Below are 12831 nucleotides of genomic sequence, written 5' to 3'. Positions count from 1 at the left end.
CATAGGTGCTATTGTAAAACCACTTATGAAAAAAAGGTAGGTTTATTAAAATTCACTTAAATTTACCGTACATGATTTAGAACGAATGTGTATACAGAACTGGTATGCAGTATAATGCTTTTGGTGCTTATGTTTAAGAAGGGATCGCTACGGTGGCCCCTTCTTCTTATTGTACTAACGGAGAGGTTAGTTCAACAAAGGAATTTTTGATAAAATTTACTAAGGAGGATGTATTGGGGGGGATATTTATGATATTGGTAAGTTCTTGCTTAGCGGGGCTGAAGGTGAGATTTAACAGTACACACAGTTTAAATAATGGAATAGTTAAACTAGGAATATAGCCCATCCTGTGGCAGTTCCATGATTTATAATGGTGAATTCATTGGTAAAAAACTTGAGGGGATGGGGGTTACTTCTGCTTTATTAAAAAGAAATGGACTAAAGGTAATTTCTGAAGAAAAATTTGCTGAAACCTTTCTTTAACTAAAATTAGCATAGATTGTTTGTGGACAATTACATAAATAAAAAATGTTACTTCTATTTTCAAAATAAAGTTTGTGAAACAATGAGGTTTATTATTTATTCAGTTTCAAACAGAAAAATTTGCCTTCGCATTTTCAGATTCAGTAGAAGGATTGTCTGAGGAACATGCATTTTGGAAGCCAAACGAAGAAAGTAATAGTATTGCTGAAATTGTGCAGCATCTACTATATTGGAATCAAACTGGCAAACGAGGTACCAAAAATCTCACGTTGATGCTGTGCAACCCATAGGAAATAATAATAACAGCTTTATTATTCCTGAAAATCATACGTTTGCTAACTTAAAAGAACAACTATTACCGGAAGTTGCAACAAAGCTGGAAAGTAGATGCAGAATCAGATGAATAAATAAAAGGTGCACTAGCACCTACTTGAACTTAAGTAGTTGTAACTGTTTAGGTTTAGTTAAGTACATTTGATACCCATAAAGAACAATCGAATAAAAAATATAGGTGAAAAAGATGTGAATCGGTCTGAAATTAACCAATTTAAATAACTTTAACTTCTGAAAAATTGTACATAAGGGAAATGCAAGTAAGTAGTTCATAATCATATTCAACAGAAAATATGGTCCAAAACGTCCATAGGTCAAATGGAAAATCCATAAAGTACCAGAAAAGAAAGGTCCTAAAATTAGACTTAAATCAGTAAAAATCTTTTCCTTTATACCACCTTTCTCCACGATCCATAGCTTAAATGGGAGAGAAAATAAACTTGTTAATAGGATTAAACTTACTGCCAAATTTGAAACTGGCAGGTATTTTCTAAAAGACTTTTTCGGCAAGAAAACAAGTGATAACCATGAAATAGTGAGTAATCCAACTCGAACAAGATTAATCATTAACTAACACGCCCTTACTAATATGTTTATAGATATTATTGTGTAACAAATAAATGAAAAATACTATCGATAATTGAATTTATCGAGAGGAAAGAAGAAATTTAGCTAACGGAGCAGGATAGTGGATTAAAAAGGCACTAAATATTATTTACAAATTTTATAATATCTTGTTATTATTATTTATGGGTTTAACCCCTACTATATAAACATGGAGTTATTACAATGATTATTCAATTCATTCGTTATAGATAAAAAAAGGTATAGACTACTTTGAAATCCAAGTCATATTTTTTTGAACATATGATGAGGGTTTATTTGTCTATGCCTTTTTCATTTATCTTAATACGAATGAATGAGGTGTCTTCTTTGTTACAAGAAAACAAAAGAATAATGAGTGTAAACTATATAAGCAATTATGAATCTATGTTTGCTTGCCCTATTTGCCATAAGTCTATGAAGGTTCTGGAGTCAAAAAGTTTAATTTGTTCAAACTATCATACGTTTGATTTTGCCAAGCAAGGTTATATTAACTTTACTTCTCACTTGGTAAAAACAAAATACGGCAAGGAACTTTTTGAAGCACGAAGAAAACTTATTACCGATGGTGACTTTTATGAACCGTTAAGCCAGGCAATTACAAAAATTATAAATGAACAATTTGTTAAGACTAATGAAACAATATCTATACTTGATACGGGGTGTGGTGAGGGTTCACATCTTTCAAATATTTGCGATATTATTAATTCCGACTTTTTTAAAGGTGTAGTAGGAATAGGAATAGATCTTTCTAAAGAAGGTATCATGGATGCTTCTAAGAACTACACGAATAAAATTTGGGTTGTGTCTGACCTTGCAAACACGCCATTTAAGAGTAAACAGTTCGATGTTATTCTTAATATCTTATCTCCTTCAAATTATGCTGAATTCAATAGATTGATGAAATCAGATGGTGTAGTCATTAAAGTGGTGCCTCAAAGTGGTTATTTAAAAAAGTTAAGGGAACATCTTTTTACTAAACCTGAAAAACAAAATTATACTAATGTTGATACTATAGAGAAATTTAATAAGAGTTTTCAGTTTGTTGATACTTTAAGGTTAAGTTATACAAGGAGCCTCAACAAATCATTAATTGAGTGGTTAGTTCAGATGACTCCTTTAACTTGGACAGCAACTAAGGAACGAGTAGAATCTTTTTTAAATAAAGATTCTGCTCAAATAACTGTTGATTTGGAGATTTTAATCGGTAAACAAACTATTTAAATAATAGAACAGACATGAAGGTAGCCTCATTTTGAGGCTACCTTCATGTTTGTTGTTAAAGAAATAGTAGCAACTAATTTTTGAAAGTCAGATTGACCGTTCCTTGGTTATACAGGAACGGTCTTTTTCACTTGGAGTATAAAGAACCTTCACTCACTAACTAACTTTCTCTTTTACTAAGCACCCCACAACCAAGAAACCCCTATTTTAAAACTACAATAACGACCTTTTAGGTAATAGAATCCTCAGCACTACCATCTTGCACTTTTTGTAAAATATGTGAATACATAGGTATATTACCGGTTTCGAAATTGGACAAGAAGGAATAGACTATAGTGATTTAAATGGATAGGAGGTGTTTCATTTGTCTAGAAAATATCGTGTGATAACTTTTGATGGTGGTGGGGTCCGAGGAGCTTTAAGCAGCCAACTTCTAACAAGACTGACCAGTGACAAAAAATTTCCCGAATTGATTAAAAAAACAGATTTGCTTGTCGGAACCTCTGTTGGGTCGATCATTGCCCTAGGGTTGGCAAGCGGAAGATCACCGCAAGAAATTAATACTTCATTCAATGTAGATACGGTCGGGGAAATTTTTAGCAATCCACAACCTGGTGGACCTCTCACCACTACAAAATATAACAATGAAGGATTAATCAATGTATTAAGTTCTTTCTTTCCCACGAATCTCCGTTTAAAAGATTTGCATAAACGAGTCGTCGTTCCAGCGTTTGCTTTATTCAACAGTGAATTAGGGCATTGGACCCCTGTGTTCTTTAACAATTTTCCTGGTTCTCCGTTTTTGGAACATAAGGTAATCGATGTCGCGGTGGCCAGCAGCGCTTTTCCAGGTTTTTTTCCTGCGTTCCAACAATTTATTGATGGAGCTATGGTCGCCAGTAATCCAAGCACTGTAGGAATTTCCTTTGCCGTACAAAAAGGCAAACAAGAACTCGACAAAATTGCGCTTTTATCGATCGGCACCGGATTCTTCCCATACAGTATTCAAAAGGACACCAGTGAATGGGGATTTCTCAGTAGCAATAATCAAGCTATTGGTACCGCACCAAACTGGGGATTTATCCCTCCGAATCTACTAGAACCGCATGAACCGGCAGTTCCTCTTTTAACGATCACCGTTGAAGGGACGGAAGAAGCGGATGCATTTTTGAGCTCTCAATTGCTCGGCAAAGGGTTTTTCCGCCTCGATCCACAGATTCCCACTCCCTTTCAGCAAGATGATGTTCAAGCAATCCCTGTACTCAGAACTATCGCAAACAATACGAATTTATCGGAGGTCAGCAGATTTATCCGTAAATATTGGGACTTTTGCTAAATGCGTCAGGAGTCAAGGTCGTGTCGAGTTTGCCTCCTTGTCGACCCAATGGGATGAGCAATAAGGTATTTTAAGCAGACAAGCTTACAAAAAGGAGTTACATGAGTATTTTATTTCAATCATGTAGCTTCATTTTTCTTTGATTTCGCATTTTGAGTAAAATAATGCAACCATCTCTTTTCTTTAACTACCATGAAAATAAACTTCTGTAATTTAGTGAAAAAGGCAATTCTTAATAAGACGAAACTCATTCATGGATGGCTAACGGGCCAGGTTAGGTGAAAAAACATACAGAGGTGTAAAGGATTAAAGGAAATAATGTAGAATTACATATTTTTTAGACATTTCATTTAGTTAACGAAAAAATTAATAGAGACGTAGAGGAGGAATAGGAGATGGATTTGAAATATCCAATTGGAAAATTTCAATTTAATGGTGTGATAACTGACAGCGTTACAAAGGATTGGATAAATGATATTGAAAATTTACCTAGATTATTACGAGATGCTGTAAAAGACTTAAATAATGAACAGCTTGATACACCTTATCGTACAGAAGGGTGGACTGTTCGACAAGTAATACATCACCTTGCAGATAGTCATATGAATGCATACGTTCGCTTTAAATTGGCTCTTACAGAAGAAATTCCCGTAATTAAGCCATATGACGAAACTAATTGGGCGGAACTTTCTGATTATAAATTACCTATTGATATTTCACTATCTCTCCTTGAAGCATTGCATAAACGCTGGACAAACCTTTTACGTAGTCTAAGTCCAACTGATATGAAAAAGACATTTATCCACCCAGATTCTGGTAAGGTTTATGTTGGTAAAAATATAGGAATCTACGCTTGGCATGGGCGTCATCATCTTGGACATATTACTTCTTTGCGTAAGCGTAAGGGCTGGTAATGGAATTTGTGAACAACTAACAGTGCTTGTGCAAACCAAAGAGTTAAGGTGGCAGCTCTTTGTTCTTGTTCCTGCGAATATGGATATGAAAAAATAGGTTAAAATGCAGTATAGAATAGTAGCTTGTAACAACAAGGAGTGGAGATTATGAAATTACTACTTACGTCTGGAGGCATCAATAACAAAAGCATACACGACGCGCTGGTTGACATGCTGGGCAAGCCAATCGCCGAATCCAATGCCCTGTGCATCCCCACAGCGATGTACGGACACCCCTGGGTCGGCCCTGGCGTCCAAGCCTGGAAGTTCATCAGCGGGAAAGAAGAGAACCCTATGATAAACCTGGGCTGGAAGTCCGTCGGCGTGTTGGAGCTCACAGCACTGCCAAGCATTGACCAAGACCGCTGGGTGCCGCTGGTCCGGGAGACGGACGTCCTGCTAGTGTCGGGCGGCGACGCCCTCTACCTGTGCCATTGGATGCGGCAATCAGGGCTGGCAGACCTCTTGCCGTCGCTGCACGCAGTCTATGTGGGAATGAGTGCTGGGAGCATGGTGATGGCACCTAAGATCGGGGACTTCTTCGTTGGCTGGACTCCACCAAACGGGGGGGATGAAACGCTGGGACTTGTTGATTTTGCCATGTTCCCGCATTTGGATCACGAGATGCTGCCGTATAATACGATGGTTAATGCAGAGAAATGGGCCGCCGGGATGCAGGGGGCTGCGTATGCAATGGATGATCAAACCGCCATCAAAGTGATCGACGGAGAGGTCGAAGTTGTCTCTGGAGGGCATTGGAAACTGTTTTCGCACTGAAATTATTCCTCCGCTAAACAGATCAAAAAACGTAGGTGAGATTCTTATGCTTACAGGAGGGTTGTGGACGAAAACAGAACTAAAAGAGAGGCAGACATTGCCTAGAGAGCTGCTTCTTCTTTTAGTTTTTTATCTACGTGGTGAAAATGGGAACGGTTTGTTAGCTAAATGGGAAAGATTTTTTTATAAAAATGTCATTAATCCTCTAAAGAAAGTGAACTAATACCACTTAAATGAACTGTCCTCTTGGTACAGTTCTTTTTTATATTAGGCAACATTCAATTGAAATTCCTGAATAAGCTAAAGGAGCAGTATAGCGGAAAAAGGAAAACTAATATGAAACAAAGATACCCTTAATGCGTATGTATTGGTAGGCGGTTAAAAAGGGGGCATTTTATTGTTTCAGTTTTTTCTAATTGTGGGGATAGTAGGTATTATTATTTCAGGTGTTTTTATCGGGGCTTGGGTTGATGGAGACCGTCAAAGAGGAAATTTTTATTCAGAAACCCCAGAAGACAGAAATTCCAGAACGAAAATAGCGTTAATATCTGGGTTTGTCGGTATAATTTCTTTAGTAATTTCTGGGTTAATTTATGTTAAAGGATAAGAATTTGAAGTTTTTGAAATAGTCTTCTTCAATTAACGGGTGCTTTGCTTCAATAAGGGGCAAGGCATTTTTCTTATTCAAGTAACGGAGCAGGTTAATTGAAGAGAAGCACAAAAACTAGTTTAATAATATTGTAAAAAAAAGTTAAATTTGTAATATAATATTAGTAATTCGTTTGTTAATTTGGAGGTGTCATGATGATTTGGATTTATATTTTTACACCTATTATTATATTGGCTGGAATAGCCATTTATTTTGACAAAAAATCTGGGGCAACTTCACCAGATGAAAGAACAGCTGATAAGTTAGAGGAATATCCACCAGAAAATCCTTTCGGACCCAATAATTTTTGACCTTAAAATGATTCAATTACAACTTTTTAAAGACTTATGAAGGATTGTACTTATAGTAACGGGGTGCAAGAGTTGAAGAACACTGCTGTCATTGAGGCAGCTTTTTTTATTGAGCTAGCGAAGCAGGTTACTTAAAGAAGGTGCAATCAATAATAATGGAGAAATAATTAAAGAATTGTAAGGAGGGGTTTTATGGATTTAAGAATACATAGTGATTTTTCTAAAGTGAATCTTGAAGAAATGAAGGAAATCTATTCTTCCGTCGGTTGGACAAAGCATACAAAGGAGATTATCAAACAAGTTTTCGAAGCTAGTAATGTCATAGCATTGGTTACAGTAAATGGCCGGATTATTGGATTTGGTAGGGCGATGACAGATGGTGTTTTTAATGCTGCAATTTATGACGTTATAGTACATACAGAATTTCAAAAACAAGGGATAGCAAGAAAAATTATGGAATATCTACTTGATAAGCTTAGTAATGTATCGTGCGTTCATTTAATTTCTACCACTGGAAATGAGGACTTTTATAAGAAATTAGGATTAAAGAGAATAAAAACAGGAATGGCTAGGTATCTAAACCCTAATCTAGTCAGCGAGTATTTAGAATAACCACTTTTCTTGTCGTACTAACGAAGCAGGTTAGTTATAGAAGGGTAACATCTTTTATGTTGAATAAAACATTATAGTGTGAATTTAATAAAAAAATGGAGATCTATATGACAATTGAGAACCTAAACCAATTAAGTAATGACTTCATTCACCGTTTATATAGATGAATCCCTAGACGATTCAAATAATTAAAGGAGTGGAAAGAATGAACAGTCCGATAAAGAACCAGATCAATACTATTTTTGTCCACGTCAGCGATTTAGAGAAGTCGGTAATTTGGTATTCACAATTACTTGGTCAAGCATACGATACGGCAGAAATCAGAAGGCCTGTATATAATATTGAAATTAACGATCATACTGGTTTAACTCTAGATGCAGGACCAGAAGAAATAATAAAAGAAGCGAACAATTACGAATATCCGTTATTTAATTTTCACACAGATCAAATCAATGCAGCCTATAATTACGTAAATAGTTTGGGATATAAAATTGAATCCGAAATTGTAAATTTTGATGATTTTTCTTATTTTACAATTAGTGATCCTGATAGAAATATTATTATGGTTTGTACTGGCTAATATAGAAATTTGCTTTAAAGAATACATCCTGCGACTTCTTGACTCAACAATTGAGGCACGTTTATCTAGGAGGGGCTAATACAACTTTTGCTTTAGTAAAGGAGTAACATAAAAAAGCTATTTATTTTAATAAATTTAAATTTTAGGAGGTTCCAATGAATCCTATTTTAAATCAAATCGGAACAGTCTTTATTCCTGTAAGTAATGTTGAAGAAGCACGAAAATGGTATTGTGAGATTTTGGGGTTAGATGAAGAAGGTGAGATTTTATTTGGACATTTATTTATTATACCAACATCGAATGGAACTGGAATTGTATTAGATAGCAAGATTTATTCAAAAGAAAATATTTTTAAAACTCCAGCTTTTCATTTTAATGCCCATGATATTGAAGCAGCCTATAGCTTTATGAAGGATAAGAATGTTGAATTAACAACAGAAATTGAGCATAATCACTGGTTTAATTTCAAAGACCCTTATGGAAACCATTTAATGGTGTGCAAATGTTAATTAATTTATCAATCAATGCATAGTTCATATTTTTATATTTTTAAAGGATAAAAAGCAAAGTCATATTAGAGAAAATTTGAAATCCAGATTTGTAAAATAAGAAATATTTTATTTCGATTTTTTAAGGCGCTGCTCTATTAGTTGAACTGGTTTGATCATCTGTGCAACCCGGCCAAATCCAAGAAAATATTCAGCAAAGAAATTGACAATTTGAATTCTAATAATATAATAGTCATATGACTTTAGAACAAAACGATACGCAACGAATAAAAATATTTAATGCCTTAGCAGATGAAAAAAGGATCGCAATCATCCGCTTATTGTATTACGGAAAGAATCGCCCGATGTGTACGGATATAGGAAGGAGTTTAGGTGTAAGTAAGTCCAATGGTTCCTATCATTTAAAAATTTTATCCGAAGCAGAGCTGGTGAAGATTGATCGTGAGGGTGTCATAAAATATGTCTCATTAAATGAGGAGACATTCACCCGCTATTTACCTGGGTTTTTGGCTACACTTTAATGTAGCCTCCTTTTTCGGTTATTAGTTCTAAAGTTTTATGACTTTGATATAACGGGAGAGAAATAGATGAATAAAAAAGAGAATAGGTTGATTATCACATTATGTTTAATCGTTTTATCCGGTGTAGCCAATTCACTTCTGTTTAATGTTGCCTTATTTGAAATGATGAATGGGCTTGAGGTGACAGCTTCCAAAATTAGCTGGGTGGTTATTTCCTATACTTTATTGATTGCCTGTGGTTCGATTACTTATAGTAAGCTAGCCTCTTATTTTCAAATTAAAAGTTTGTTGATTTTTGGGATTAGTTTATTCGTTACAGGTTCCCTTATAGGGTACACGACGAATGATTTTAGCGTTGTAGTCTTGGCCCGTATTATTCAAGCAGCGGGTGGCAGCTCGTTTATTGCATTATCCATGATCCTGACGAATCAGTATCTCACCTTCCCTAAACGCAATCTGGCTTTAACATTAATAGGTGCCTGTCTATCACTTGGTTCAGGAATAGGATTTTTGCTCGGAGGCATCTTTACTCATTTTTTGGGCTGGCACTCCCTATTTTTATTAATGAGTATGGCTATTTTTACGTTGCTAGGAATTATTTTGTTTGTGCCCTCCGGATATGCCAATCATAAGAAGCTTACCCAACCGTTTGATTTTTTAGGCTTCCTTTATTTATTGACTTTTGTCGTGACGTTTATTTTAGGAGTCAAATTAAATGGTTATTTGATAATCATTACCGTGATATCTGTATTTTTTATGGGGATCCATGGCAAACGTCAAGATGTCGGGATATTTATAGATCTGTCAGTTTTTCGATTCTATGCCTTTAATCGGTTCCTTTTGCTTAGTTTTATTAATAGTGCTGCCATGGTGGGAATTATTTTTCTTTTTCCGTTATTAGCAGGACAGCAGTTTCATGTCTCTGCCTTGAAAACTGGCTTTATTTTGGCGGGGATATCAATCTTTTCCTTTTTGCTGAGCTTCGTAATAAGACCAGCTATAACCCGTATCCAAGGGAATGGTCGATTGGTCGTTGCTGTCGTCCTTCAATTCATTGGATTTCTGCTATTAGCCATCTTTGGAGTAAACCAATTTGCAGTGGCTAGTGTTGGCGTTGCCCTTATTAATATAAGCTTTACAATCCTTACCATTGTCATCAATATTGATATTCCCCACACGATAAAGAAGGAAAAAAGTGCAATGGGGCTGGGAATCTATAACTTAATCAACTTTTTAGGAATGTCATTTGGCCCTTCAATAGCGAGCCGAATCCTAAATGTGACATCAAGTTTCAGCCTGAGCTTTGGATTTTTCGTTAGTCTATTACTTATAGCATTGCTATTATCATTCGTGAGCAGCATTCCAGTCTCTTCAAGGAAGATAAAGCATTCACGTCAACTGTAATCTTAAAAAACTGGTTAGATATTTTCTAGCCAGTTTTTTAGTGCTTAAAACCTTTTGAATGGTTCTTTTAGCTTGGACATCTTTCATTCGTACACGGTCACAATAATTCCATCCATATTGTCACCTGAGATAGCCCTAGAAGTCATTGCTAAAAAAACGCTAAGATAAACGGAAAGTGGGAAGACCATCAGGTTTTGGCCATCATTAATCCGAAAGATTAACTGATAAAGACACTTTGAAAATATTGACTTCGTTAATTCAGAAATCAATTGAAAAGTTTTAATTCACTATTTACTTTTAAAAATAACTTAGTAATGAAGCAACTGCACAAGAATGTGTGCAGTTGAAGAAAGGTTGCATTATAAGCGGACATCCATCCCGTTAGATAAATTTATTAATTGGAGTTAATTGGAATGCGAAGGTAATTGGGGTAGAAATAGACCCTATTGAATTAGGATAAGAGTATTCTTAGATATTTATGAAGTAAGGGAAAAGATTAAATTTGAAAATTAATCGTATATCACATTTTTTCCTTCTTCACTTAATTTCTTTAAAGATGTAAGCATATGATTTATCTCTTCATCAGAGTGTCTTTCCCATGATGCTAATTCAGCTATTATTTTTAGAGGTGATTTAGATCTATATGAGCGTGTTGGGTTTCCAGGAAATCTTTTATCAGTCAAGTTAGGATCATTTTCAAAATCCCCTAATGGTTCTACAATGTAGATTCTTTCTTTTGAATTAGATGTTGCTAATTCAGCACCCCATTTGGCAGCATTTAATGTTGCAGTAAAGTATATATGGTTAGATTTTTTTTCTTGGTAATTTGATAAATGTTGAGGTTCTAATAAATCACCAATTTTTAATACTGCTTTAGTACCATGAAAAAAAGGACCATTATCTAATACATCTTTTTTGTCATTCATACTGAAACACCTCTTCAATTATTAGATTTGTATTCAAAGTATAATATAGTGTAGGAATTACAAAAAAATACTCTATTATAAAAATATAAATATCGGTAAAATGTAAGTATAGAGAATGATATTGAGTCACTCTGTGAATGATTACTTTAAATTTAATAAATTAAATAATACTAATATTTAAAGTTCAGCTGCCATTCTAGGCGGCTTTTTTCTTATTGTACTAACGGAGCAGGTTAGTATAATAAGGAATTTTAATAAAAATGCAAAATTATATTGTAAAATAGGCTAAAAAGGCTGTGTTATATATGAAGGTTTCTTTAATTGTTGCGATGGATAAGAATAGAGTAATAGGCAAAGAAAATGACATTCCTTGGAGAATTCCAAAGGATTGGGAGTATGTTAAAAATATTACAAAGGGCCATTCAATTATATTGGGTAGAAAGAACCTTGAGTCAATTGGAAGAGCTTTACCTGACAGAAGAAATATTATTCTGACGAGGGATAAGGACTTCAATTTCGACTGTTGTGAAATTGTCCACTCAATCGAAGCTGTTTTTGAGTTATGTAAAAATGAAGAAGAGATTTTCATTTTCGGAGGGGAGCAGATTTATAATATTTTCCTTCCTTTTGTTGAGAAGATGTACATTACAAAAATTCATTATGAATTTAAAGGAGATACATTTTTTCCTGATGTTAATTTCGATGAATGGAAAGAAGTTTCTGTTGAAAAAGGGGTTATGAATGACAAAAACCCTTATAACTACTATTTTCACGTTTATGAAAGAAAACTTTCCTAAGTTAAAAGAGTGTAGGATTTTAAAAAAGAGTTGCAGCAGCAGCTTTTTATATTGAACTAAAGGGAAAGTTTAATGGAACAAGAGTCTTTAATTATGGTATGATGTTCAAATGGTTAAAAACGGTATTAACGTTAAAAGGTGGAATAAGATGCTAGGCTTGCCAAAAGGAGAGGTCTTCTTAGTTCCTTGGACAGAGGAATGGAATAAAGAATTTTTATTAGAGAAAGAAAAAATGCAAGATAAAATAGGTGAATATATAATGGATATTCACCACATTGGAAGTACATCAGTAAAACATTTAAGTGCAAAACCAATTATTGACATAGCCATAGAAATCAAAGATTTTAATGATGGTGGGACTACTTCCTCATCTTTAGAGGAGTTGGGATATTCGTATAAAGGAACAAATATTTTGCCAGACAGACATTATTTTAGTAAGGGTGAACCAAGAACCCATCAAATCCATATGTATCAATGTGGAAATAAATATTTACTTGAACAGCTAAAGTACAGAGATTACTTGAGAGATAATGATGAAGCAAGAATTGAATATGAACAGCTCAAACTTAATTTAGCAAAGTTAAATAAAAATAATAAACATAAATATGCAGAAGAGAAAACTGCTTTTGTTAAATCAATTTTAGAAAAAATTTAAAGGGTTTCTTATTAAGCTAACGGGTGCTTATGTTGTGCGAAATGTTCCTGGCTTAAATTGAGATTGGTCATACAATGCTCAGGTAAAGGTCAGGCAGTTCCTGTCGGAACTGAAGGGTTATATCGAAGAATCAAATGATGGGGTAACGCCCTGAAGGG

At 34.7% G+C, this 12831-nt stretch carries 16 protein-coding genes and 2 pseudogenes; 16 read left to right on the top strand and 2 right to left on the bottom strand.

Features of this window, described 5'->3' with window-relative positions:
- Positions 1-333: 333 nt before the first annotated feature.
- Positions 334-483, top strand: a pseudogene (locus M3610_RS28560) (2-thiouracil desulfurase family protein); the annotation flags it as partial.
- Positions 484-581: 98 nt separating this feature from the next.
- Positions 582-841 (top strand): annotated as a pseudogene (locus tag M3610_RS26420) (DinB family protein); the annotation flags it as partial.
- Between the two features lie 68 nt (positions 842-909).
- On the opposite strand, the gene M3610_RS26415 reads toward M3610_RS26420, so the two are convergent.
- Positions 910-1383, bottom strand: coding sequence for a hypothetical protein (locus tag M3610_RS26415; protein WP_251463467.1), 474 nt, complete (start codon positions 1381-1383; stop codon positions 910-912).
- Positions 1384-1749: 366 nt separating this feature from the next.
- Between M3610_RS26415 and M3610_RS26410 the strand changes: the two genes are divergently transcribed.
- The 12 genes from M3610_RS26410 to M3610_RS26355 all read left to right on the top strand — a co-directional run bounded on the left by M3610_RS26410 (position 1750) and on the right by M3610_RS26355 (position 10295).
- Positions 1750-2643 carry a putative RNA methyltransferase gene (locus tag M3610_RS26410; protein WP_251463466.1) on the top strand — a complete coding sequence of 298 codons (894 nt, stop codon included), beginning with the start codon at positions 1750-1752 and terminating at the stop codon, positions 2641-2643.
- A 364-nt stretch (positions 2644-3007) separates the two neighbouring features.
- Positions 3008-3979 (top strand): patatin-like phospholipase family protein, encoded by a 972-nt coding sequence (locus tag M3610_RS26405; protein WP_251463465.1) that lies wholly within the window; start codon positions 3008-3010, stop codon positions 3977-3979.
- Positions 3980-4374: 395 nt separating this feature from the next.
- Entirely contained in the window at positions 4375-4893 is a 519-nt protein-coding gene (locus M3610_RS26400) for a YfiT family bacillithiol transferase (RefSeq protein WP_251463464.1), read from the top strand.
- A gap of 147 nt (positions 4894-5040) precedes the next feature.
- On the top strand, positions 5041-5709 hold the full coding sequence (locus M3610_RS26395) for a Type 1 glutamine amidotransferase-like domain-containing protein (protein WP_251463463.1): 669 nt from the start codon (positions 5041-5043) through the stop codon (positions 5707-5709).
- A 46-nt stretch (positions 5710-5755) separates the two neighbouring features.
- The gene (locus M3610_RS26390) at positions 5756-5932 is read left to right on the top strand and encodes a hypothetical protein (protein WP_251463462.1); all 177 of its coding nucleotides are present in this window, start codon (positions 5756-5758) and stop codon (positions 5930-5932) included.
- Positions 5933-6106: 174 nt separating this feature from the next.
- On the top strand, positions 6107-6316 hold the full coding sequence (locus tag M3610_RS26385) for a DUF5316 family protein (protein WP_098573011.1): 210 nt from the start codon (positions 6107-6109) through the stop codon (positions 6314-6316).
- 194 nt (positions 6317-6510) lie between these two features.
- Positions 6511-6669, top strand: coding sequence for a hypothetical protein (locus tag M3610_RS26380; RefSeq protein WP_179195816.1), 159 nt, complete (start codon positions 6511-6513; stop codon positions 6667-6669).
- Between the two features lie 192 nt (positions 6670-6861).
- Positions 6862-7281: a GNAT family N-acetyltransferase gene (locus M3610_RS26375; protein ID WP_251463461.1), complete on the top strand. Its 420-nt coding sequence runs from the start codon at positions 6862-6864 to the stop codon at positions 7279-7281.
- A gap of 205 nt (positions 7282-7486) precedes the next feature.
- Complete coding sequence (locus M3610_RS26370; RefSeq protein WP_098573010.1) at positions 7487-7861, top strand: VOC family protein; 375 nt, start codon at positions 7487-7489, stop codon at positions 7859-7861.
- A 155-nt stretch (positions 7862-8016) separates the two neighbouring features.
- Positions 8017-8370, top strand: a complete 354-nt coding sequence (locus M3610_RS26365; RefSeq protein ID WP_251463460.1) for a VOC family protein — start codon at positions 8017-8019, stop codon at positions 8368-8370.
- A 236-nt stretch (positions 8371-8606) separates the two neighbouring features.
- Complete coding sequence (locus M3610_RS26360; protein ID WP_166262598.1) at positions 8607-8891, top strand: ArsR/SmtB family transcription factor; 285 nt, start codon at positions 8607-8609, stop codon at positions 8889-8891.
- Positions 8892-8957: 66 nt separating this feature from the next.
- Complete coding sequence (locus M3610_RS26355) at positions 8958-10295, top strand: MFS transporter (protein WP_251463459.1); 1338 nt, start codon at positions 8958-8960, stop codon at positions 10293-10295.
- 509 nt (positions 10296-10804) lie between these two features.
- Here M3610_RS26355 and arr read toward each other — a convergent pair.
- Positions 10805-11221 (bottom strand): NAD(+)--rifampin ADP-ribosyltransferase, encoded by a 417-nt coding sequence (arr, locus tag M3610_RS26350; RefSeq protein ID WP_251463458.1) that lies wholly within the window; start codon positions 11219-11221, stop codon positions 10805-10807.
- A gap of 305 nt (positions 11222-11526) precedes the next feature.
- Between arr and dfr the strand changes: the two genes are divergently transcribed.
- Both dfr and M3610_RS26340 read left to right on the top strand, forming a co-directional pair.
- A complete protein-coding gene (dfr, locus tag M3610_RS26345; RefSeq protein ID WP_251463457.1) occupies positions 11527-12018 on the top strand; it encodes a DfrD/DfrG/DfrK family trimethoprim-resistant dihydrofolate reductase in 492 nt (163 codons plus the stop codon).
- A 148-nt stretch (positions 12019-12166) separates the two neighbouring features.
- Positions 12167-12673: a GrpB family protein gene (locus tag M3610_RS26340; RefSeq protein WP_251463456.1), complete on the top strand. Its 507-nt coding sequence runs from the start codon at positions 12167-12169 to the stop codon at positions 12671-12673.
- Positions 12674-12831 lie beyond the last annotated feature (158 nt).

The sequence above is a fragment of the Neobacillus sp. MER 74 genome (assembly GCF_023714155.1).
Note: the sequence above shows the minus strand (reverse complement) of the source record. Positions and strands in the feature narration are given on the sequence as shown.